The 20,863-nt window shown below is 68.2% G+C and carries 22 protein-coding genes; 8 read left to right on the top strand and 14 right to left on the bottom strand.

Annotated features, from left to right (window positions below; all coding sequences use genetic code 11):
• Window positions 1–43: 43 nt before the first annotated feature.
• From BJP32_RS14060 to hppD, 5 genes are all read right to left on the bottom strand, one after another.
• Window positions 44–343, bottom strand: coding sequence for a hypothetical protein (locus tag BJP32_RS14060; RefSeq protein WP_083674009.1), 300 nt, complete (start codon window positions 341–343; stop codon window positions 44–46).
• Window positions 334–807: an isoprenylcysteine carboxylmethyltransferase family protein gene (locus BJP32_RS14055; RefSeq protein WP_052748107.1), complete on the bottom strand. Its 474-nt coding sequence runs from the start codon at window positions 805–807 to the stop codon at window positions 334–336. The genes BJP32_RS14060 and BJP32_RS14055 overlap by 10 nt, the downstream gene beginning before the upstream one ends.
• Window positions 804–1,889, bottom strand: a complete 1,086-nt coding sequence (locus tag BJP32_RS14050) for an isoaspartyl peptidase/L-asparaginase family protein (RefSeq protein WP_076224557.1) — start codon at window positions 1,887–1,889, stop codon at window positions 804–806. The genes BJP32_RS14055 and BJP32_RS14050 overlap by 4 nt, the downstream gene beginning before the upstream one ends.
• A 110-nt stretch (window positions 1,890–1,999) precedes the next feature.
• The gene (locus tag BJP32_RS14045; protein ID WP_003164030.1) at window positions 2,000–2,185 is read right to left on the bottom strand and encodes a hypothetical protein; all 186 of its coding nucleotides are present in this window, start codon (window positions 2,183–2,185) and stop codon (window positions 2,000–2,002) included.
• The gene (gene hppD, locus BJP32_RS14040) at window positions 2,186–3,271 is read right to left on the bottom strand and encodes a 4-hydroxyphenylpyruvate dioxygenase (protein ID WP_076224555.1); all 1,086 of its coding nucleotides are present in this window, start codon (window positions 3,269–3,271) and stop codon (window positions 2,186–2,188) included. It lies immediately after the preceding gene.
• 224 nt (window positions 3,272–3,495) lie between these two features.
• On the opposite strand from hppD, the gene BJP32_RS14035 reads away from it, so the two are divergent.
• Genes BJP32_RS14035 through BJP32_RS14025 form a run of 3 tightly spaced genes read left to right on the top strand, consistent with a single transcriptional unit; the run spans window position 3,496 to window position 5,275 of the window.
• Entirely contained in the window at window positions 3,496–4,077 is a 582-nt protein-coding gene (locus BJP32_RS14035) for a YqaA family protein (protein ID WP_046654475.1), read from the top strand.
• A 55-nt stretch (window positions 4,078–4,132) separates the two neighbouring features.
• Window positions 4,133–4,672 carry a disulfide bond formation protein B gene (locus BJP32_RS14030; RefSeq protein WP_046654477.1) on the top strand — a complete coding sequence of 180 codons (540 nt, stop codon included), beginning with the start codon at window positions 4,133–4,135 and terminating at the stop codon, window positions 4,670–4,672.
• Between the two features lie 12 nt (window positions 4,673–4,684).
• A complete protein-coding gene (locus tag BJP32_RS14025) occupies window positions 4,685–5,275 on the top strand; it encodes a demethoxyubiquinone hydroxylase family protein (RefSeq protein WP_003164026.1) in 591 nt (196 codons plus the stop codon).
• A gap of 27 nt (window positions 5,276–5,302) precedes the next feature.
• On the opposite strand, the gene BJP32_RS14020 is transcribed toward BJP32_RS14025, so the two are convergent.
• The 7 genes from BJP32_RS14020 to BJP32_RS13990 form a co-directional block, all read right to left on the bottom strand.
• The gene (locus tag BJP32_RS14020) at window positions 5,303–6,271 is read right to left on the bottom strand and encodes an esterase-like activity of phytase family protein (protein ID WP_076224553.1); all 969 of its coding nucleotides are present in this window, start codon (window positions 6,269–6,271) and stop codon (window positions 5,303–5,305) included.
• Window positions 6,268–8,151, bottom strand: coding sequence for a cobaltochelatase subunit CobT (gene cobT, locus BJP32_RS14015; RefSeq protein ID WP_076224582.1), 1,884 nt, complete (start codon window positions 8,149–8,151; stop codon window positions 6,268–6,270). The genes BJP32_RS14020 and cobT overlap by 4 nt, the downstream gene beginning before the upstream one ends.
• Window positions 8,152–8,228: 77 nt before the next feature.
• Window positions 8,229–8,468, bottom strand: coding sequence for a hypothetical protein (locus BJP32_RS14010; protein WP_076224551.1), 240 nt, complete (start codon window positions 8,466–8,468; stop codon window positions 8,229–8,231).
• A 30-nt stretch (window positions 8,469–8,498) separates the two neighbouring features.
• Complete coding sequence (locus BJP32_RS14005) at window positions 8,499–8,834, bottom strand: hypothetical protein (protein ID WP_076224549.1); 336 nt, start codon at window positions 8,832–8,834, stop codon at window positions 8,499–8,501.
• A 90-nt stretch (window positions 8,835–8,924) separates the two neighbouring features.
• Entirely contained in the window at window positions 8,925–9,665 is a 741-nt protein-coding gene (locus BJP32_RS14000) for an NYN domain-containing protein (protein ID WP_046654480.1), read from the bottom strand.
• A 126-nt stretch (window positions 9,666–9,791) separates the two neighbouring features.
• Window positions 9,792–12,644 (bottom strand): pitrilysin family protein, encoded by a 2,853-nt coding sequence (locus tag BJP32_RS13995; RefSeq protein WP_076224547.1) that lies wholly within the window; start codon window positions 12,642–12,644, stop codon window positions 9,792–9,794.
• A gap of 111 nt (window positions 12,645–12,755) precedes the next feature.
• A complete protein-coding gene (locus BJP32_RS13990; protein ID WP_143255482.1) occupies window positions 12,756–13,544 on the bottom strand; it encodes a hypothetical protein in 789 nt (262 codons plus the stop codon).
• A gap of 161 nt (window positions 13,545–13,705) precedes the next feature.
• Between BJP32_RS13990 and BJP32_RS13985 the strand changes: the two genes are divergently transcribed.
• Window positions 13,706–14,647 (top strand): DUF3883 domain-containing protein, encoded by a 942-nt coding sequence (locus tag BJP32_RS13985; protein ID WP_076224543.1) that lies wholly within the window; start codon window positions 13,706–13,708, stop codon window positions 14,645–14,647.
• Window positions 14,648–14,716: 69 nt separating this feature from the next.
• Here BJP32_RS13985 and lepA read toward each other — a convergent pair whose 3' ends face one another.
• Window positions 14,717–16,525 (bottom strand): translation elongation factor 4, encoded by a 1,809-nt coding sequence (gene lepA / locus BJP32_RS13980; protein WP_046654485.1) that lies wholly within the window; start codon window positions 16,523–16,525, stop codon window positions 14,717–14,719.
• 331 nt (window positions 16,526–16,856) lie between these two features.
• Between lepA and BJP32_RS13975 the strand changes: the two genes are divergently transcribed.
• From BJP32_RS13975 to BJP32_RS13960, 4 genes are read left to right on the top strand one after another with little or no spacing between them, the layout of a single operon-like run.
• On the top strand, window positions 16,857–17,582 hold the full coding sequence (locus BJP32_RS13975) for a hypothetical protein (RefSeq protein WP_143255481.1): 726 nt from the start codon (window positions 16,857–16,859) through the stop codon (window positions 17,580–17,582).
• A 59-nt stretch (window positions 17,583–17,641) separates the two neighbouring features.
• Complete coding sequence (locus tag BJP32_RS13970; RefSeq protein WP_003164016.1) at window positions 17,642–18,043, top strand: hypothetical protein; 402 nt, start codon at window positions 17,642–17,644, stop codon at window positions 18,041–18,043.
• Window positions 18,040–18,771 carry a C39 family peptidase gene (locus tag BJP32_RS13965; protein WP_003164015.1) on the top strand — a complete coding sequence of 244 codons (732 nt, stop codon included), beginning with the start codon at window positions 18,040–18,042 and terminating at the stop codon, window positions 18,769–18,771. Before BJP32_RS13970 ends, BJP32_RS13965 begins: the two co-directional genes overlap by 4 nt.
• A gap of 5 nt (window positions 18,772–18,776) precedes the next feature.
• On the top strand, window positions 18,777–19,469 hold the full coding sequence (locus tag BJP32_RS13960) for a hypothetical protein (protein ID WP_143255480.1): 693 nt from the start codon (window positions 18,777–18,779) through the stop codon (window positions 19,467–19,469).
• A gap of 53 nt (window positions 19,470–19,522) precedes the next feature.
• On the opposite strand, the gene BJP32_RS13955 is transcribed toward BJP32_RS13960, so the two are convergent.
• Window positions 19,523–20,788 carry a transporter gene (locus tag BJP32_RS13955; RefSeq protein WP_052748109.1) on the bottom strand — a complete coding sequence of 422 codons (1,266 nt, stop codon included), beginning with the start codon at window positions 20,786–20,788 and terminating at the stop codon, window positions 19,523–19,525.
• Window positions 20,789–20,863: the final 75 nt, after the last annotated feature.

Raw genomic sequence — 20,863 nt, 5'->3', positions numbered from 1 at the left:
TTGGAAAGCGGATTGAGCGAAGATCAGCGCATGAAGACGCCGTTCAGCGCGTTTCGACGCCCGGCGGACTGATGACGGCGCGAGCCTCGGCCCCGGTGCGTTTGGCCGGGTCGCGGACCTCGACCTCGACGATGACGGCGCCCGCGGGTTCGTGCGCCCACAGGTAGCGGCGCTCGATCTCGACCGTGCGGCCGGACGGGGCCATGCCCTCATAGGTGTCGCCCCAGGGCGTGACGGCCTTCAGCTCGACCCAGCGCAGACCGCAGGCGGCGTCCAGCTCTTCAATGGCCATTTCCGACAGTTCGTCGGCATGGGGCGCGGGAGGTTCAGGGCTCACAGCCATCGACGGACCTTCTGGCGATAGGCGTCGTATTCGGCGCCGAAACGAGCAGACAGATAGCGTTCCTCGCGGGCGATGACGAAGCGGTCGATCACGATCAGGCAGGGGATCAGCAGGCCCAGGGCGATCGGGCTGTCCATGGCGATCGCCAGCCCCAGATAGGTGATGGCGAACCCCAGATAGATGGGGTTGCGGCTGAAGCGGTAGAGGCCGCCCGTGGCCAGGACCGTCGTCGGCTTCCACGGCTCGGGCGGGGTGCCCAGACGGCGGAAATGGCCCGCCGCCGCTCCATCCAGCAGCAGGCCGCCCAGGATCAAGGCCAGGGCGACGCCGCGCCGGACCTCGGTCGCCAGGCCCAGCGAGGGCTCGGCCAGCCATTGGCCCAGCCCCCACCCGCCCAGCAGGAAGGCGAAATAGATCACCGGCGGCGGCACGACGACGCCGGAATGGTCGCCTTTAGGTCTCAACGCGCGCCTGCTTCGTCGCCGTAGATGGCGACGCGCGCGGGCGAGGTCGATGAGACGGCGCCACGATACATGCCCGAGGTGTTCATCGAGAAGGCGTGGACGCCGTCCTTGCCCATGACGATGACGCCGCCGTCCCCGCCGATGGTCCCGACCTCGGCGATCTCGGCGTCGGCGGCGGCCTGGACGGTCGCGCCTTCGGCCGTGCGGCGGCAGATGTCGCGCGCGACGGTGGCGCGGATGAAATACTCGCCCGTGCCGGTGGCCGAGACGGCGCAGCCGTCGGCGTTGGAGGCGTAGGTGCCGGCGCCGATGATCGGCACGTCGCCGACCCGGCCCCAGCGTTTGGCCGTGGTGCCGCCGGTCGAGGTGCCGGCGGCCAGGCGGCCCTGGCTGTCGACAGCCACGGCGCCGACGGTGCCGAACTTGCGCTCGTCCAGCGGGGCTTCATGCAGGTTGAAGGCGAGCGGCGCGGCCGGGCCCAGGCGGGCCGGTTCGGGGGGGGCGCCTTCCGGGCGCGGCGGCAGGGGCTCGCCCCGATCGCGCAGCGCCTTCAGCAGGGCCTGCCAGCGGCTTTCGGTAAAGAAGAAGGACGGCGCCACCTCCTCCAGCCCGGCCGAGCGGGCGAAGGTCTCGGCGCCTTCGCCGATCAGCATGACGTGGGGCGACTTCTCCATCACCGCGCGGGCGGCGGCGATCGGGTGGCGGGTGCGGGTCAGGCCCGCGACGGCCCCGGCGTTCAGGTCCGTCCCGTCCATGACGGCGGCGTCCAGTTCGTTCTTCCCGGCCGAGGTGAAGACGGCGCCGCGCCCGGCGTTGAACAGGGGGTTCTCCTCCATCACCTCGATGGCGGCCTGAACGGCGTCCAGCGACGAGCCGCCGCGCGCCAGCACGGCCGATCCGGCGTCCAGCGCGGCTTGCAAGCCTGCGCGATAGGCGGCGTCGCGTTCGGGGCTCAGCTGGGCGCGCTCGATCACGCCCGCGCCGCCGTGGATGGCGAGCGACCATTGCGGCGCATCCTGAGCGACGGCCGGGCAGGCCAGCAAGGCGGCGGCCGCTGCGGCGGCCAAGGCGATGGATTTCATTTCAAGCTCCCCATTCATTCTTTTCCTCCCTTCGCGAGGGAGGCGGATCGGCCGCGATGGCAGACGAGCCGGAGGGGCGGCGTCAATCGCCCAGGCCCCTCCGCCTTAGTCTAGCGTTTATGATGCAGGCGTCGCCACAGGCGATGGGCCAAGATAGGGGCGAAGCCGCAGACCAGGGCGGCGGCCAGGACCATCCAGAAGCCGCCCCCCAGCCAGTACTCGCCCGCCAGGGCCCCAGCCCCAGCCGCTAGAAGCGGACCGAGCCAGGGCAGCCAGTGCGGAGGCCGAAACCGCATTCAGGCGTCGACCTTGATGACGCCGCGACGGATCTGGTCCAGCTCGATCGAGTCGAACAGGGCCTGGAAGTTGCCGTTGCCGAAGCCTTCATTGCCCTTGCGCTGGATGATCTCGAAGAAGATCGGCCCGAAGGTGTCCTGGGTGAAGATCTGCAGCAGCAGGCCTTCCTCGTCCGAACCGTCGATCAGGATGCGGTTCTTGCGCATCCGCTCCACGTCCTCGCCGTGGCCCGGCAGGCGTTTGTCGATCAGTTCGAAATAGGTCTCGATGGTGTCCTGGAAGTCGACGCCGCGTTCGCGCATGGCCTCGACTGTCTCGAAGATGTTTTCGGTCGTCAGGGCGATGTGCTGGATGCCTTCGCCGTTGTAGCGGCGGATGAATTCCTCGATCTGGGAATTCTCGTCCTGGCTTTCGTTCAGCGGGATGCGGATGGCGCGGTCGGGCGCGATCATGGCCTGGGAGAACAGGCCCGTCGCCTTGCCCTTGATGTCGAAATACTTCTGCTCTTCGAAGTTGAACACCGAGCTGTAGAAGCCCGACCAGGTGCGCATCTCGCCGCGACGGACGTTGTGGGTCAGGTGGTCCAGGATCTCCAGACCCATGGAGTTCTTGCGCTCGGCCTCTTCCCAGCCCTCGATCTCGTCCCAGGCGTCATACAGCGAGCCGTTCTCGCCGTACTGGTCGATGACGTACAGCAGGCTGCCGCCGATGCCCTGCAGCACATAGGGGTAGTCGCCGGCCAGGGCGCCGCCGCCCGTGCCTTCGGCCTTGCGGGCGCCGCGCGCCAGCGCGCCCTCATAGGCGGCCTTGGCGTCGGCGACGCGGAAGGCCATGCCGTTGGCCGATGGGCCGTGGTCCTTGGCGAAGTCCGCCGCCTGCCCGGCGGGCGTGCGGTGGACCAGCATGGTGATGTCGCCCTGCTTCAGGCGCACCACGCCGTTGGCCGGGTTCACATGGGTGGGGGTGAAGCCCATCAGCTCCAGGCGCGAAATCATCGCTTCGGGCTCGGGGCCGGTGAATTCGACGAACTCGAAGCCGTCGACGCCGAGGGGGTTTTCCTGGTCGAGTTTGGCGGCGTCCTGCATGACGCGTCTCCTCTCTCTTATGGTTTGACGCGGCTCAGGCCGACATGGCGCGGCCGCTGATTGGGGCGGAACCTACTGGCGGGGCGGCATCGGGCGCAAGGCGGCTGTGGCCTGAAACGGCACACGTTCCGGTGTCGCAGGCGATCGTTCGCCTCTCGCGCCGCTCCGCCTGGCCTGCTATCGGGCGGGGGACGAGAGGCGGGGGCCTCGATCGGGACGCCTGAATGCTTCGCAAGCTCTACGACTGGGTCTTCTCTCTGGCCCGCCACCGTCACGCCACGCGCTCGTTGGCCGTCGTTTCCTTCGCCGAAAGCTCCTTCTTCCCGATTCCGCCGGACGTCATGCTGGCGCCCATGGTGTTGGCCAAGCCGGAACGCGCCTATTTTTACGCCACGGTCTGCACCATCGCCTCGGTGCTGGGCGGAATCCTGGGCTACGCCATCGGCTACTGGCTGGAGCCGGTCGGCATGTGGATGCTGGCCCTGCTGGGCAAGGCGGACACGTTCGAGGCGTCCAAGGCCCTGTTCCAGCAGCACGGCGCCTGGGTGATCCTGATCAAGGGGCTGACGCCCATCCCCTTCAAGCTGATCACCATCGCCTCGGGCATCTTCCAGTTCAATCTGGCGCTGTTCATCGCCCTGTGCGTGCTGACGCGCGGCGCCCGCTTCTTCCTGGTGGCCTTCGTGCTCAAGCGCTGGGGTCCGCCCATGCTGGCGATCGTCGAAAAGCGGCTGGCCCTGTTCACCGTCCTGTTCCTGGTCCTGCTGGTCGGCGCCTTCTTTATGGTCAAGCTGGTCGGTCACTGATCGACGCCGCTCTCCGCTCAGTTTATGAGAGGCGCCTGGTTCCTGTGAGGCGCAGATGAGCGCGATCTACAAATTGCTGACCCGCTGGTGGACGGCCTTCGCTCTTGGGGCGTCGCTGGCCATGCTGGGCGCGGCCCATGCGTTCGAGCGGTTCGGCGGAATGCCGCCGTGCAGCCTGTGCCTGAAGCAGCGCGAGGTCTATTGGGCCGCCGTCGCCATCGCCGGGGCCGCCACCTTCTGGGCTCTGTTCAGCCGGGCCAGCCGGGGCACGCCGCGCATCGCCTCCTTCCTGCTGGCGGCGATCTTCCTGACCGGGGCGATCACGGCGGGCTATCACGCCGGGGGCGAGCTGAAGTGGTGGGCCCTGCCGGCCACCTGCATGGCCGCGCCGAGCACCACCATCGACCTGTCGGCCCTGACGGCCCTGATCGACGGCACGGGCGGAAGCGCGGGCTTCGTTTCCTGCGGCGACATTCCGTGGAGCTTCGCGGGTCTGTCGATGGCGGGCTGGAACTTTGTGATCTCCCTGACGCTGGCTGTCTTCAGCCTGCTGGCGGCGAAACGTCCCAAGGACGCCCGCGCGCCGAGGAGCTAGGATAGAGGCGTCATGACCCAATCAGCCGAAGCCGTCTCCGCCGCCCGTCGCATTCCCCTGGCCCGCCCCGGCGTGGGGCAGGACAAGGCGCGCCTGGCCGAGATGCTGCGCGTCGACCACGCGGGCGAGTTCGCCGCCGTCCACATCTACCGCGCCCAGCGCGCCGTGCTGGAGGGCCGCAAGGGCAAGGACGCTATCGCAGCCGACCTGACCGAGATGGAGGGGCACGAGGCCGTCCACCTGGCCCGGTTCGAGGCTTTGCTGAACGAGAACCGGGTGCGCCCCACGGCCATGATCCCGCTGTGGAAGCTGGCGGCGACGGCCCTGGGCGCCGGGACGGCCCTGATCTCGGAAAAGGCCGCCCACGCCTGCACCGAGGCGGTCGAGAGCGTCATCGAGAAACACTACGCCGACCAGATCGAGGAAATCCGCGACCGCGATCCCGAACTGGCCGCCGAACTGACCAAGTTCCGCGAAGAGGAACTGGCCCACCACGACCACGCCATCGAGCACGGCAGCCGCGAGGCTCCCGCCTACCGCCTGCTCAGCAGCGTCATCAAGGTCGGCTGCAAGGCCGCCATCAAGATCAGCGAACGCATCTGAATCCCTTCTCCCCTTGAGGGAGAAGGGTCACTTGACGTCAAACGCCAGCATCAGGGTCTTCTGCGCCGGATTGGCGTTGTCGTCGGACAGGATGTAGAGGCGCGTTCCTTCCGCACGGCGCTCGGCGGCGATCCCCTCGAAATTATCCGTCAGGCCCGGCAGCTTCAGCTCGACCAGCACCGGCCCCAGCGCGCCGTCGGCGTCCATGCGGCGCACGCGGGCGCGGACGTCGAACGGCGGGCGCCACGACCGCTGCACCGCGAACCAGCCGTCGCCGCGGGGATCGCGCTCCAGACCGGTCAGCCGCCAACTGTCAGTGGGCGCCGTCGGCTCGACCACGGGGCGGCAACCCTCCAGCGAGCAGTCCCAGACCCCGCCGCCTTCGCCGCCGACGCGCCAGCCGCCGGGCGCGGTCGCCAGCGCCTCCAGGCCTTCGTTCAGCGGGAAGTCGACCGCCGGATGCGGCCGCGCCTGCGGCCGGGCGCTGAGCGCGTCCAGCGGGCCGTAGCTCCAGATGCGATGTTCGCGCTCGAAGCTGACCAGAACCTCGCCGTCTTCGCCCAGAGCCAGCCCCTCGGCGTCGCCCGCAGCCTTGTCGGCGATCGGCTCGCCCTCGGCCGTCGTCAGCCGCCGCACCCGCAGATCGTGCAGCCCCGACAGCTTGCCGTCCGCATCCAGCTCAAGCCGCCCGCGCACCAGATCGCCGGAATCCGACACAGCCACGAAACCGCCGTCGCCCGTCAGCTTCAGGTCCGACAGTCCGTGCAGGCTGGAGACGGGCGCTGCGATCAGTTGCACCCCGCCCGCATAACGCACGCCCTTGGCCAGTCGTGCGCCGCCGGGCCAGCCCAGGCCGACCTGTCGCGTCGACCCGCCCGCGGGCGCCCAGCCGTCGGCCGTCGCCTCGGGCGTCCAGGGGCGTGACGTGACCGCCGCCCCGGCGCAGGCGGCCAGGGCGAGGGAGATCAGGGCGGCGACATAGAGGCGGCGATTCACGCCGCGCGCTTGTGCGGAGCCCGCCCGCCCTTGCTGCTGATGGCCTTCGGTTCGGCCTCGAACAGTTCGGCCAGCTTTTCGGTCATGGCGCCCGCCAACTGTTCGACGTCGACGATGGTCAGGGCGCGGCGATACCAGCGGGTCACGTCGTGGCCGATGCCGATGGCTAGCAGCTCGACCGGGCTGCGCGTCTCGATCTTCTCGATCACCTGGCGCAGGTGCTTGTCCAGATACAGGGCCGCGTTGGCCGACTGGGTGGAGTCGTCGACCGGCGATCCGTCCGAGATGACCATCAGAATCTGCCGCGCCTCGGGCCGGGCCAGCAGGCGGTCGTGCGCCCATTCCAGCGCCTCGCCGTCGATGTTCTCCTTCAGCAGGCCCTCGCGCATCATCAGGCCCAGGTTCTTCTTGGCCCGGCGCCAGGGCGCGTCCGCGCCCTTGTAGATGATGTGGCGCAGGTCGTTCAGGCGGCCCGGGTTGGCGGGCTTCCCGGCGCTGATCCACGCCTCGCGCGACTGCCCGCCCTTCCAGGCGCGGGTGGTGAAGCCCAGGATCTCGACCTTGACGCCGCACCGCTCCAGCGTCCGCGCCAGGATGTCGGCGCACACCGCCGCCACCATGATCGGCCGCCCGCGCATCGAGCCGGAGTTGTCGATCAGCAGGGTCACGACCGTGTCGCGGAACGGGCTTTCGCTCTCCATCTTGAACGACAGGGGGCTGGTCGGGTCGGTGATGACGCGGGTCAGACGCGCCGTGTCCAGCATCCCTTCCTCAAGGTCGAACATCCAGCTGCGGTTCTGCTGAGCCAGCAGACGCCGTTGCAGTTTGTTGGCGAGGCGCGAGACCACGCTGCCCAGCGTCGACAGCTGCGCGTCCAGCAGGGCGCGCAGCCGGTCCAACTCCATCGGGTCGCACAGCTCGGCGGCGTCGATGACCTCGTCATAGGCGGTGGTGAAGGCGCGATAGACCTCGACCGCCCGGCCGTCATCCTGGGTCTGCTGATGGTTGGGGCGGTCGCCCTCGCTCAGTTCGGGGGCGTCTTCCTGGCCCTCGCCGTCGGGCTCGCCCGGCGTGCCGTCGGGACGGGCCTGGCGCTCGTCCTCGGCGGACTGGTCGTCGGCCGTGCCGTCCAGGGAGTCGCCGCCCTCGCCGCCGTCCTGTTCTTCCTGCTCGTCCTGATCCGCCTGGTCCTGATCGGGCTTGTCGGCGTCGTCCTCGCCGTCCTCCTCGGGCGAGTCGCCGCCGTCGGCGTCGCCGGGGTCGAGATCCAGCGCGCGCAGCAGATCCTTCATCCGCGCGCCGAAGGCCGCCTGGTCGTCGCCCAGGGCCGCCAGGGCGTCCAGCTCGGCGCCCGCCTTGGCCTCAAGGTCGGCGCGGACCCGGTCCAGCATGGCCTTGGCGCCGTCCGACGCCGGTTCGCCCGTCATCCGCTCGCGCAGCAGAAGGGCGGCCGCCTCGGCCACCGGCACCTGGGCCGCCTCGGCGCGCAGGGCGCCCGACTTCTCCAGCCGGGTGATCAGGGCGGACTCTAGGTTGCGCCGCACGCCCTTCAGCTCGCGCGCGCCGACGGCCTCGACGCGGGCCTGTTCGACGGCGTCGAACACCTCGGCGGCGTTCATGTCGACCGGGCGCAGCCGCGCGTCCAGCGCCGGATCATGATTGGCCAGGCGCAGGGCCAGCCGGTCGGCCTGGCCGCGCAGGGCGGCGCTTTCCGGCGCGGCCGGATCGCGCGGCGGGTGGGGCAGGGACAGGACGCCGTTCGACAGACGCGGTCCGTCCGAGCCGAAACGCACCTCCAGCTCGGCCTGTTCGGCCAGCGCCCGCGCGGCGTGCGACAGGGCGCGTTTGAACGTCTCTACGGGGGTCTCTGCGGCGGCCATCCGCCACACATAGACCATACTGCGGCGGGGGAAAGGGGACGAGGCGTCCTAGGTCGGCGATTTGGTCGCGACGGCCCCTAGCGGCGCGCGGCGCGCTCGATCGAGCGCTTCACCGACGCCTGCCGACAGATGTCCTGGCGAATATTGGAGCCGGTCGGTTGGCCGCGACGGCATTCCTCGCGCACCTCTTCTCCAGGGCGCGGCGCCGATCGGTCGCGCACCGGGTAAGCTACGGGCATGGCGCCGGCTGATTGGGCATGAACGGGCGTGGCGGCTGAACTCGACAGGACCAGACTGAACAGAAGGGGCGTCAACATCGGCGTCTCCTTTTCGGCGAAGGTTTCGTGTCAGAACACAGGCCGTCCGCCGGGAGAGCGGGGGACAGGTCGTTCGCCCCAGCGCGAACCCTGCATGTCCCGCATCATTTCGGTCGACATGCGTTCGCGTTGGCTGCTGTTCAGCGGCACCTTGCGACAGACGCGCTGCTGAATGGTGCTGCCCATGGCGCGCTCCCATCCGCACACCGTCCGCGTCGGGCCGTTCGTCACCGTAGGCGGACGCGCCGAGATGGTGCGCGAAGGCGAACTGGAGGCGCTGGGCGCGCGCGGCTCGGCGACAGCGGCGTTGTCATCCTGCATCGCAGCGCCGTTCAGCATGAGAAGAACGAAGGCGGGGATCAGCATGGCGAGAACTCCCATAGGGACGTCAGACGTTCACCATGCGGGCAATCGGCTCATGTTGCAACGTTGTTCGCTCAACGGCTTCGCTTGAGCCTAGCGGGGTTTCAACCGCACCCGCATGACGCCGCCGGGGCCGACCTCGACGTCGAAGCGGCCGGTGGCGCGGACCAGTTCGGACAGTTTGGCGTGGCCGTAGGTGCGCTGGTCGAAGTCGGAATAGGTGTTGCGCAGGCGGTTGGCGACGCCGCCGATATTGACCCAGCCGTCGCCGTCCTCGTCCATGTCGGCGATGGCGGCGGCGATCAGGGGCACGGCCTCGGCGGGGTTGCGCTCGGCCGGGGGCGACGCGTCCGCGCCCGCCTCGGCGGCGGCGCGTCCAGTCAGGTTCTCGGTGTAGATGAAGCGGGTGCAGGCCTGGCGGAAGCTTTCGGGCGTCTTGCGCTCGCCGAAACCGTAGACCGGGACGCCCTGTTCGCGGATGCGCGCCGCTAGCCGGGTGAAATCGCTGTCCGACGACACCAGGCAGAAGCCGTCGAACCGACCCGAATGCAACAGGTCCATGGCGTCGATGACCAGGGCGATGTCGCCTGAATTCTTGCCCTTGGTGTTCTGGAAATTCTGCTGCCACTGGATCGCCCAGCGCGGCAGGACGTCGATCCATCCCCGCAAGGCCGGACTGGCCGCATCGCCGTAGATGCGCCGCGCCGAGGCCTCGCCCAGGGTCGCGATCTCGGTGAACAGCGCCTCGGCGATGCGGGCCGAGGCGTTCTCGCCGTCGATCAGCACGGCCAGGCGAGGGGCGCGGGCGGCGGGGTTGAAGGCGTCGGTCGGCATGTAAGCTCCGGCGAGGGGAGGAGAGGCGGGGAGGCTCGCCCCGGCCGCGCCCGGAATCAACTGCAAAGAAAACGGCCGGCGGGTCGCCCCGCCGGCCGTCGTCGTTTCAGGCGGGATTGAAGCGGCTTACTGGGCCGGCTTCGGCGCCTCGGCGGCGCGCACCTCGACCGGCAGGCCCAGGGCGTCCAGCTGCGGCTTGACGACCGAGGCGTCGCCGACCACCACCCAGACGAAGCGCGAGGGCTGAATGGCGGCGCGGGCGGCGGCGTCCATCTCCTGCGCCGTCAGGGCGTTGATACGGCCCGCCAGGGTCTCGGGATAGTCGTCCGGGCGGCCGTAGAGGGCGTTGGACTGCAGGGCGCCCAGCACCTGATACGAGGTCTCATAGCTGCCCGACAGGGCGCGGGTGCGGCCCAGGACGGTGCGCTCGCGCTCCTGCGCCGTTACGCCCTCGGCCCCCAGGAAACGGTCGTACTGGCTGACCAGGGCGGCGATCGACTCGCCCGTGCGGTCGGCCTGGACCGGGGCGTTGACGATATAGGGCGCGCGGTTCTCCAACTGGCTGATCGTGCCGCGCACGCCGTAGGACCAGCCCTTGGTCTCGCGCAGATCGGCGTTGATGCGCGACAGGAAGTCCGTGCCCAGCACCGTATTGGCCGTGGTCAGGGTCAGGATGTCGTCAGTCCCCGACACCGGCAGCACCTGGCCGCCGTAGATCAGCGACTGCGGCGACTGCGGCCGGTCGATCAGCACCACCCGCGCCGAGGTCTGCGGCAGGGCGGCGTCGAAGGCCTTGGCGCCCTTGGCCGTCGTCGGGGCGCGCCAGTCGCCGAAGGCGGCTTCCAGCTGCGGCTTGAGTTCGGCCAGCGGCAGGTCCGACACGACGAACAACTGGGCGTTGTCCGGACGGATCCAGCGGGCGTGGTCGGCCGCCAGGTCGTCGCGCGACAGGCCGCGGATCACCGCTTCGTCGCCCGTGCCGCCGAACGAACGGCCGTAGGGGTGGCTCTCGCCATAGATCAGCGGCGGCAGGGCGCGGCCGGCGATGGCGGCGGGCTGGGTCTTCTCATTGGCCAGGCCGGCCAGGCGCGTGGCGCGCAGGCGCTCGATCTCGGCCGGAGCGAAGGCCGGGTTGCGCACCACGTCCGATAGCAGGGCCAGCGACGGCTGCAGATTGGTCGTCACCGCCGACAGGCTGGCGATGGTGCGGTCCATAGACGAGCCAACTGAAACGTTGGCGCCCAGGCGCTCCTGCGCCTCGGCCAGGGCCTTGGAGTCGCGCGTCGTCGTGCCTTCCTGCATGACGCTCAGCATCAGGGTGTGGGCGCCCAGCCGGTCGGCGCGGTCGGCCGCGACCCCGGCGTCGAACTCCAGCGCCACGCGCGTCACCGGCACGGTGGTCGAGCGGGCGTAGACGATCTCGATGCCGTTCGACAGGGCGGCGCGCTCCACCGGCGGGAAGTCGACGTTGGACACCTGGCCGATGGCCGGGGCGGGGTCGCGAGCCACGCGCTGGATCGGCCCGGCCGGCGTCGGGGTCGCGCCCGACGGGGCGGCGGCGGCCTCGGCGTAGGCCTCGCGCTCGCCCGGCATGACGATCTGGCTGTAGACGGGGCGGCTCAGCCATTTCTGCATCGCCGCCTGGACCTGGGCCGGGGTCACGGCGGCGTAGGCCGCCAGCTCCTTCTTGTAGAAGTCCGGATCGTTCGAATACAGCTGCCCTTCGGCCAGGACCGAGGCCTTGCCGTTGGCGGTCTCCAGCCCCTGGATGCGCTGCGAGGCGTAGCGCGTCACCACGCGGTTGATCTCGTCCTGGGTCGGGCCGTTGGCGATCAGGTCGGCCAGGACGGCGTCCATGCGCTGGGCCACGGCGTCCGCATCGGCGCCCGGCTTGACCATGGCGGAGTAGCTGAACATGCCGAGCCGCTGGAAGGTCTGGTTCGAGGCCGAGACGCTGGAGGCCGTCTGCTCGTCGCGCACCAGCACATTGTCCAGGCGCGAGCTGGCCAGGCCGCCCAGCACCGAGGCGCCGACGCTCAGCGGCACGGAGTCCGGATCGCCCAGGCCCGGCACGGCCCAGGTGCGGCTGATGCGGGTCTGGGCCACGCGGTCGTGCAGCACCTGTTCGACCGGCGTCGCCAGGGTCGGCACGGGCGCCGCCGCCGGGGTGTTGACCGGGCCGCGCGCGATGGCGCCGAAATACTTCTCAGTCAGCTCGCGGGCCTTGGCCTCGTCGATGTCGCCCGACAGGACCAGGACGGCGTTGTTCGGGCCGTAGTTCTCACGGAACCAGTCGCGCACCGTCTCCATGCTGGCCGAGTCCAGGTCGGCCATCGAACCGATGGTGGAGTGGCGATAGGGGTGCCCCTCGGGGAATAGGGCTTCCAGCGTGGCGTAATAGGTCATGCCGTAGGGCTGGTTGTCGCCCTGGCGCTTCTCGTTCTGGACGACGCCGCGCTGCAGGTCCAAGACCTCCTGGCTGACCTGGCCCAGCAGATAGCCCATGCGGTCGGATTCCAGATACAGGGTGTAATCCAGCGCCGGGGTCGGCACCGTCTGGAAATAGTTGGTGCGGTCGAACCAGGTCGTGCCGTTCAGGCTGGTCGCGCCGGCGGCGTTCATCGTCTGGATGTGGCTGGAGGGCGAGTTCTCCGACCCGCCGAACATCAGGTGCTCGAACAGGTGCGCAAAGCCGGTCGAGCCCTTGGGCTCGTCCTTCGATCCTACATTGTACCAGACCGACACCGCCACCACCGGCGCCTTGCGGTCCTCGTGGACCAGCACGGTCAGGCCGTTGTCGAGCTGGAAGCGCTTCCACGGAATGTCGACGCGGGCGATCAACTCCGATACCGGCGCGCCGCGCAGAGGCTCGGCCTGGGTCGTGGTCGCAGCGGAGGCGGCGGCCGCAGGCGCGGCGAGAACGGGCGTGCTCACGGCCAGCAAGGCGGCGAGCGCAACGGAAGAGGCGGCAAGACGCATGGTGTTTTCAGTCCCCAACAGATCATGTTGAGACGGACCTTAACCGCGCGCGCGGCCGCCGCAACGCGACACATCGCTATGTGAACGATTGTTCATGTTTGCGCGCCCGGCCTACGCTTGATCGGAGCGAGGATCCAGGCCCGCCGCCGCCTCCAGTTCGCGCACCCGATCCCGCAGCGTCTTGCGCTCTCGCATCAGGGCCAGCCATTCTTCCATGCCCGCCTCGCGCTGGGCGGCGTTGACCGCCCAATACTCCTGCTTGGCCGGATGCGGGTCGGCCTCGTCCCAGATCGCCAGACGGCTGGAGGCGCACTGATCCTGGTTCAGCGCCAGCGCCTTGACCAGCTCCAGCGGAATGTCGTCCAGCGTCACCTCGCCGCGTCCCCGCGCCCGCTCGCTCCTTTGCGCCATCCGGCCATAGGCCTCGGCCAGTTGGGCCAGGGCCCTGGCCTCGTCCCACATCCGTCCCCGCATGGCCCGCGCCGAGGCCCGCATCGCCGTCTCGGCCAGAACCTCCGCCGTCTCGTCCGCGTCCCCTTCGGACGGCGCGAACAGGGCTTCGGCGCGAACCGCCTCGGCCGCCGCCCGCTCGGCTTGCATCCGTTCGCGCGCCTCGGCCTGTTCGCGCGCCCGCGCATCGCCCCAGTCGCGCTTGGTCGCGCCGTGGACGGTGATGCGCTTGCGCAGGGCGTGCTGCGACACCCGCCACCGCTCGCTTAGCTCAGGCACGGTCGCCCCGTTGCGATAGGCCTCCAGAATGATCTCCCACGTCGCCCGCGACAGGCGATAGTGCGCGGGCTTGGCGTCCAGGGTCTCCTCCATGCGCGCAAGGATAGGACCGGCGCCGACCCAGGCGGGCTGGGTGCGCCGATCCGCCCCCAAGCCTCTGAAAACCCACACGCCCTTACGCTGACCTTAACGCCTCTCCCTCCCCTTTATGGGGAGGGTGGTCGCGCCAGCGACCGGGTGGGGAGGGCGAGGTGATCGCCTCGGCCCCGCCTGTCCCATGCGTCCTGGCCAAGACTCCACGGCAAAGCTAACCTCCGGTAGGCGGAGGGGCGATGATCGACCAATCTAAGGTAGGAACCGACTGGCAGGCGGACGAACTGGACGCCATCGTCGCGACCTATTTCACCATGCTGGCGGCCGAGCTTGCGGGGCGCCCTTACGTCAAGGCGCATCACGCCCGCGACCTGATGGCGCGCACGGGCCGTTCGCACCGCTCGGTCGAGTTCAAGCACATGAACCTGTCCTCGGTCCTGGCCGATCTCGGCCTGCCGACCATCCGCGGCTACAGGCGCATGGACAACATCCAGAACGCGCTCTTTCCGGCTGTCGAACGCTACCTCGACGCCCATCCCGACGCCTGGAGCCTCGGCCTGTCATTTTCCTCCCCATTCCCTGGGGAGGGGGACCACGAAGTGGTGGAGGGGCCGACGCCACGCCAGCCTTCCGTCCACGAACCCGATCAACCCTTCGCCTCGCCATGGAGCCAGCCGGACGCGCCGCCGCCCGTCATCCTCCCCATCACCGCCCCGCCGCCCCTCGGCCCGGCGCGCAAGCCCCGGCCCGAGGGGCTCGCCCGCATCGTCCGCAAATACGACCCCGCCGCCCGCGATCACCGCAACCGCGTCCTCGGCCAGTGGGGCGAGCGTCACGTCTTCCACCACGAGCGCGCCTTCCTGATCGCCCATGACCGCCCCGATCTGGCCCGCAAGATCGAATGGACGTCCCAGGAGCGCGGCGACGGCGCCGGCTACGATATCAAGAGCTTCGATCCGGCGGGCCGCGAGCGCCTGATCGAGGTCAAGGCCACGCGCGGCGGCCCCGCCACCGACTTCTTCCTGACCCGCACCGAGCGCGAGGTCTCAACCGAACGCCCCGACGCCTGGTGCCTCTACCGCCTCCACGATCTCGCCGCCGCGCCGGGCCTGTTCCAGCTCAAGCCCCCGCTCGAAGCGGCGGTGACGCTAACCGCGGAGACGTGGCGGGCGGGGTTTTGAGGGCAAAAGAACAAAGGGCGGAAAGCACCGCCTTCCGCCCTTCATGATTTCATTTTCCTCGTACGAGGATCAATCCTCGTCCATCTTCAGGGCGGCGATGAAGGCTTCCTGCGGGATCTCCACCTTGCCGAACTGACGCATGCGCTTCTTGCCGGCCTTCTGCTTCTCCAGCAGCTTCTTCTTGCGGGTGGCGTCGCCGCCGTAGCACTTGCTGGTCACGTCCTTGCGCAGGGCGCGGACGGTTTCGCGGGCGATGATCTTGCCGCCGATGGCCGCCTGGATCGGGATGGTGAACATGTGGGGCGGGATCAGCTCCTTCATCTTCTCCACCATGCCGCGGCCGCGCGTCTCGGCGCGGGCGCGGTGGACCAGCATGGACAGGGCGTCGACCGGCTCGGCGTTGACCAGGATCGACATCTTCACCAGGTCGCCGACCTTGTAGTCGGTGATCTCATAGTCGAACGAGGCGTAGCCCTTCGAGATCGACTTCAGCCGGTCGTAGAAGTCGAAGACGACCTCGTTCAGCGGCAGCTCATAGACGACCAGGGCGCGGCTGCCGACGTAGGACAGTTCGATCTGGCTGCCGCGACGGTCTTGGCACAGCTTGATCACGCCGCCGAGGTATTCGTCGGGGGTCAGGATGGTGGCCTTGATCCACGGCTCGCTGATGGTCTCGATCTGCATGACGTCGGGCAGGTCGGCCGGGTTGTGCAGGTCGATCTCGGTCCCGTCGCGCAGGCCGATCTTGTAGACGACCGAGGGAGCCGTCGCGATCAGGTCCAGGTTGAACTCGCGGCTCAGGCGCTCCTGAATGATCTCCAGGTGCAGCAGGCCCAGGAAGCCGCAGCGGAAGCCGAAACCCAGAGCCGCTGAGGATTCCATTTCATAGGTGAAGCTGGCGTCGTTCAGGCGCAGCTTGCCGATGGCGGCGCGCAGGTCTTCGAAGTCGGCGGCGTCGACCGGGAACAGGCCGCAGAAGACCACCGACTGCACGTCCTTAAAGCCCTTCAGCGGTTCGGCCGTGGGTTTCTTCTCGTCGGTGATGGTGTCGCCGACGGCGGCGTGGGCGACTTCCTTGATCTGGGCGGTGATGAAGCCGACCTCGCCGGGGCCGAGCTGCTCGACCGGGGTGTTCTTGGGCAGGAAGACGCCGACGCGGTCGACCAGGTGCGACGAGCCGGTCTGCATCATCTTCACGCGCATGCCGGCCTTCAGCACGCCGTCGAACACGCGCACCAGCAGCACCACGCCCAGATAGGGGTCGTACCAGGCGTCGACCAGCATGGCCTTCAGCGGGGCGTTGATGTCGCCCTTGGGCGCCGGCAGACGCGCGACGATGGCTTCCAGCACGTCCTCGATGCCGATGCCCGACTTGGCCGAGCACATGACGGCCTCCGAGGCGTCGATGCCGATGACGTCCTCGATCTGGGCCCGCACCCGGTCCGGCTCGGCGGCGGGCAGGTCGATCTTGTTCAGGACCGGGACAATCTCGTGGTTGTTGTCGATCGCCTGATAGACGTTGGCCAGGGTCTGGGCCTCGACGCCTTGCGATGCGTCCACCACCAGGATCGAGCCTTCGCACGCGGCCAGCGAACGCGACACCTCATAGGCGAAGTCGACGTGCCCCGGCGTGTCCATCAGGTTCAGGACGTAGGTCTCGCCGTCCTTGGCCTTGTAGTTCAGGCGCACGGTCTGCGCCTTGATGGTGATGCCGCGCTCCTTCTCGATGTCCATATTATCAAGAACCTGTTCCGACATTTCGCGCGCGGTCAGGCCGCCCGTGAACTGGATCAGGCGATCGGACAGGGTCGACTTGCCGTGGTCGATGTGGGCGACCACCGAAAAGTTGCGGATGCGTTCGATAGGGGGCGTCGTCATGGTTCGGCGCGCGTAGCACGGCCGGAGCGATTGCGCCACGGGAGCCGTTGAGCGGAGACTCGAACCGCTACCGGCGCGCCTGCCTTAAAAAAGTCACGACTTCGCCAACTTTATTCTGGGTGGTCTTTTGATCAAATGACGGGATGTCGAGCTTCCTGGCCGCAGGGCTCCACTCCATTTGATCAGATCTTCTCCCGCAAGATGGCCGGAGTGTACGAATTCTCGAGGAAAATCAGGGGCTCTCTTAAGGGGAACGACCCGTGTCATTCGACGATTTCGGCCTTCGGAGGTGGAGGAGCCTCCTTAATCACCTTTGATTGGAGGCAAGGAAATGCGTGCCAAACTAATGACGTCTGCTGCGGTCCTGGCTGGGGCTCTGGCTTTTGCGGGCATGGCTCAGGCTCAGTCCTCGAGCGGTCCGAATGGTGCGGTCGGCGGCAACACCTCGGCGACTGACTCCTACAACAGCGGCGGCAACAGCACCGATGTGGATTTGGGCGTCGCGGATTCGTTCAACACCGACAACTCCACTGATCTGGACGTGGGCATCTCTGACTCGCTGAACGACAATTCGGACAATTCCACCAACACCAACCTGGAGTTGGGCGTCTCGGATTCGTTCAACGACAACTCAGACAATTCGACCAACACCGAGGTCGGCATCGACGACTCGTTTAATACGGATAACTCGACTCATACCGACAATTCGACCAACACCAACCTGGAGTTAGGGGTCTCTGACTCCTTCAACGACAACTCGGTGAATGACTCGGGTAACGATAACTCCACCAACATCGGCGACATGCGCGTCTCCCTGAACATGCAGGAACTCAGCGCCAACGTCAGCGACTTGAGTTTCGACATGTCGGAAGACGGCCAAGGCCCGCAAAACGGCCGGATTCGCACCGGCGACATCAACCAGAGCGGCGGCGCCTTCGCAGGCTTCGCGGGCATCCAGACGGTGAGCAACAACACCGGCCTGGCTTCGGTTGGTCAGGCGGCCACGGCGATCAGCGCCAACGCCAACGTCACCTTCGGCAACGGCGGCGGCAACTAAGCCTTCGTTTCGGCGGCCGGTTCTCCGGCCGCCGAACTCCTTTTTCCTGGGAGGGAACCATGCTCAGCATTCTGTCGACCCTGGCGTTGCTGGGGGCGGCCGATCCGAATTCGGCCTCTCCGCCGACGCCCCCTCCGCCTTTCATCATTGTCGCTCCGGCTCCCGTTGACGCTTCAACCGCCGCCACAGGGCCGCGGTCGCTGGCTGTTGACGAACTGGATGCGTTGCACGGCCGTCAAGGCGCATCGTCGGTGGTCATCGCCAGCGACCAACTGCTGCAGGCGACCAACAGTGGCAACAGTGTCAACGCCAACACCGTGACGACGGGCGGCATGCGCATCGACGCCAACGCCTTTTCCGGTTTCAACGGCATCGGCAATTTCGTCATGAACAGCGGCAACAACAACAACCTGCAAGGCGCGATCACGATCAATATCGTGACGACGGCTCCGAACCCGTGACACGCTCGTCCGCCCGGCTTCTGCTCAACCTGGGGCTGGCCGCCGTGGCGGGTTTGCCGGCCCTGTCTGCGGCTTCGGCCCAGGCCGAGATCCTGCTGAACAACGGTCCCGCCGCGGGCCGGGTGAAGGTGGTCAGCTATCGCGACCTGCCCTTCCGCACCGTGGTGCGCCAGCAGTACGACTTCAGCTGCGGCTCGGCGGCTCTGGCCACCCTTTTGCGCCATCACTACGGCCGCGATGTCGGCGAGGCTCAGGTGTTCCGCGCCATGTTCGCCGACGGGGATCAGGAGACCATCCGCCGCGTCGGCTTCTCCCTGCTGGACATGAAGCGCTACCTCGATGCGCGCGGCTATCCCGCCGACGGCTTCCGGCTCAGCCTGGACGAGCTGATCGAGATGAACGCTCCGGCCATCGTGATGATCGACACGGCCGGCTACAAACATTTCGTGGTCTTCAAGGGCGATGACGCGGGCCATGTTCTTGTCGGCGATCCGGCCCTGGGGCTGAAGATCTATTCGCGCGACCAGTTCACCGCCATGTGGAATGGAGTCGCCTTCGTCGTCCGCCAGCCGGCGGACACCTTCAACGACGCCGAGGAGTGGCGCATCTGGAACCGGTCGCGGCCGGGGCAGGCGCTTCAGCCCATGTCCTTGGCGGAACTGACGCGGGAGTTGCCGCCGCTGTATCAAGTGACGACGCGTTTCTCCCTCGATCCCTATCTGAGGTGACGACCATGAGACGCGCGCGTTCAAGCATTCTGCTCGTCATGACCTGCCTGGCGCCGGTCAGTCTGGCGGCGCCGGTCTCGGCCGAATCCGTCGCCTTCGCCGCCGAGCTTGTCGGCGACGCCTCTCTGGAGCCCTTCGCGACCCCGCCGTCGGCGGCGCCATCGCCGGTTGCTACGCCGGTCGAGGTCATGCGCGGGCCTCAGGTCATGACGGACGCGGACATGTCCGAGGCGCGCGGCGGCTTCATGACGGCGGGAGGCTTCACCTTCGGCTTCGGCGTCGTGGTCCGTTCCTATGTGAACGACCAACTGGCTCTTCAGACGCAACTGACCTGGACGCCGACCGGACCCGTAAGTCAGCAGGTTCAGCACAACGTCCCCGGCGTGGCTGATCTGGCGGGCGCCATGGCCAGCCTGGTGGCGGGCGGCATCGACCTTCGCGGATTGAGCAACACCGGCGGGGTGGCGGTGGTGGACGGCTCGGGCGCGACGGCGATCCTGCACAACATCACGACCAGCCAGTTGCAGAACCTGATCATCAACAACGCCGATAATCGCAACATCCGCCAGGACATGGAGCTGAACCTGGTCCTGCCTGACCTGGCGACGATCCAGACCAACAGTCAGATGCACAACTACGGATCGAACATCGCCCGCGACATCGACTGGGCCGGACTCAGGAGCCTGGGCGGCTTCTAGGCCGCAACGTTCGAGTCTCTCGGGGGCCGCCGTCGGGCGGCCCCTTCTTCATGTCAGAAGACGATCGGCAGGCGCAGGATGAAGCGCATGTCCGGCGCATCCTCGGTCACGCCGAACTCGAAATTGCCGTTCAGGCTGTAGCGGTCGTTCAGCAGGTAGGACATGCCGAACTGCAGGGCGCCGACCTGAAGCGCATCGGACTTTTCGGTGATGTCGTTCAACTCGCTCTTCGTCGGCCGAATGTAGTTGTGCTTGTAGCCCAGCGAGAAGGAGAAGCGCGGGTTCAGCGAGAAGCCGAAACCGATCGACAGGCCGATGGCGTCGCCGGGATCGACCTCGCCGATGCGGATCTCGCCCTCAGTCTTGTTGATGTCGCGCGGCAGGTGGGCGAAGTAGCTCAGGCTGCCGAAGATGACCGCCGGATCACTGGGGTACAAGAAGCTGATGCTGGGCTCGACGCCCCAGAATCCCGAGCCTGTGGCCAGGCGGGTGGCGATGCCGAACTCGTCGCGATCGATGTCGAACGGCCCTTCGCCCGTGTCGCTCTTGACCCTCAGGCCGGCGATGAAGATGGGGCGTCCGCGCTCGCCGCCGTTGATCTGATAGCGCAGGGCCGCTTCGACGTCGCCGACGCCGTCGCCGCTCAGATCGATGGTCCGCGTCACTGCTTCGTCGCGCTGCTGCACGGTGGTGATGGTGTCGTTGCGCCAGACGTAGGGCACGCGCAGCTCCGCCTCCATGCGCGGCCCGATGCCGTATTTCCCGGCCAGGGTGACGACGCCGGTGTCGCGATCCGCCTCATTGGCCTCGATCACCCCGATCTGCACGCCGGGCACGATCTCGATGCCTCGGAACACCAGGCGGTTGGCGCTGGAGCGCGTGTACTCGGTCGAGACGTCCAGGGTGAATTTTCCCGTTTGGCTCAGCACGGCGATGCCTTCGGGAATGGCGGCCAGTTGCTCGCGCCGCACCTCTGGCGCGGGCGGCGGCGGGGCTTCGCTCGGGGGCAGGGTCGGTTGGGCCGGACCGTTGGGCGCGATGGTGCTGGCGACCTGTTGGCCGGCGCGCAACTGGTTCAGGGTTCGATCTGCGAAAACCGCTCGGCCCGAGGCGTCGGTCTGCACCTGCCAGCGCGGATCGACGGACGGCGGCGCCATGGCGGCGCGTTCGTTCAACAGGGCTTCCTGCGCCTCGATACGGCGTTGCTGCTCGATGACCAGAGCTTCCAGCCGCGCGACCCGCGCCGCCAGCTCTTCGTCCTGGGCCAGGGCGGCGCCGGGGGCCAGCAGGGCCGCCATGGCGACCGAGGCGCCGATCATCCGCAGCGCGGACCCGGTCCGGCGCGGCGGTCGATGCTGTGAAAGAGGCGGGCGGGGCCGAGACGGTTGTCGGTG

The organism is Brevundimonas sp. ZS04 (assembly GCF_001956865.1).
GTDB classification, from domain to species: Bacteria; Pseudomonadota; Alphaproteobacteria; order Caulobacterales; family Caulobacteraceae; genus Brevundimonas; species Brevundimonas diminuta.
This window is presented reverse-complemented; position numbering and strand designations above follow the sequence as displayed.

Coding starts and splice junctions, on each gene's coding strand:
- BJP32_RS13995 (WP_076224547.1), bottom strand. CDS start 12,644: ATGCGTCTTGCCGCCTCTTCCGTTGCGCTCGCCGCCTTGCTGGCCGTG.
- BJP32_RS13985 (WP_076224543.1), top strand. CDS start 13,706: ATGATCGACCAATCTAAGGTAGGAACCGACTGGCAGGCGGACGAACTG.
- BJP32_RS14000 (WP_046654480.1), bottom strand. CDS start 9,665: ATGCCGACCGACGCCTTCAACCCCGCCGCCCGCGCCCCTCGCCTGGCC.
- BJP32_RS14045 (WP_003164030.1), bottom strand. CDS start 2,185: ATGCGGTTTCGGCCTCCGCACTGGCTGCCCTGGCTCGGTCCGCTTCTA.
- BJP32_RS13960 (WP_143255480.1), top strand. CDS start 18,777: ATGAGACGCGCGCGTTCAAGCATTCTGCTCGTCATGACCTGCCTGGCG.
- BJP32_RS13955 (WP_052748109.1), bottom strand. CDS start 20,788: ATGATCGGCGCCTCGGTCGCCATGGCGGCCCTGCTGGCCCCCGGCGCC.
- BJP32_RS14035 (WP_046654475.1), top strand. CDS start 3,496: ATGCTTCGCAAGCTCTACGACTGGGTCTTCTCTCTGGCCCGCCACCGT.
- cobT (WP_076224582.1), bottom strand. CDS start 8,151: ATGGCCGCCGCAGAGACCCCCGTAGAGACGTTCAAACGCGCCCTGTCG.
- BJP32_RS14050 (WP_076224557.1), bottom strand. CDS start 1,889: ATGAAATCCATCGCCTTGGCCGCCGCAGCGGCCGCCGCCTTGCTGGCC.
- BJP32_RS14060 (WP_083674009.1), bottom strand. CDS start 343: ATGGCTGTGAGCCCTGAACCTCCCGCGCCCCATGCCGACGAACTGTCG.
- BJP32_RS13970 (WP_003164016.1), top strand. CDS start 17,642: ATGCTCAGCATTCTGTCGACCCTGGCGTTGCTGGGGGCGGCCGATCCG.
- lepA (WP_046654485.1), bottom strand. CDS start 16,525: ATGACGACGCCCCCTATCGAACGCATCCGCAACTTTTCGGTGGTCGCC.
- BJP32_RS14030 (WP_046654477.1), top strand. CDS start 4,133: ATGAGCGCGATCTACAAATTGCTGACCCGCTGGTGGACGGCCTTCGCT.
- BJP32_RS14025 (WP_003164026.1), top strand. CDS start 4,685: ATGACCCAATCAGCCGAAGCCGTCTCCGCCGCCCGTCGCATTCCCCTG.
- BJP32_RS14010 (WP_076224551.1), bottom strand. CDS start 8,468: ATGTTGACGCCCCTTCTGTTCAGTCTGGTCCTGTCGAGTTCAGCCGCC.
- BJP32_RS14005 (WP_076224549.1), bottom strand. CDS start 8,834: ATGCTGATCCCCGCCTTCGTTCTTCTCATGCTGAACGGCGCTGCGATG.
- BJP32_RS13975 (WP_143255481.1), top strand. CDS start 16,857: ATGCGTGCCAAACTAATGACGTCTGCTGCGGTCCTGGCTGGGGCTCTG.
- hppD (WP_076224555.1), bottom strand. CDS start 3,271: ATGCAGGACGCCGCCAAACTCGACCAGGAAAACCCCCTCGGCGTCGAC.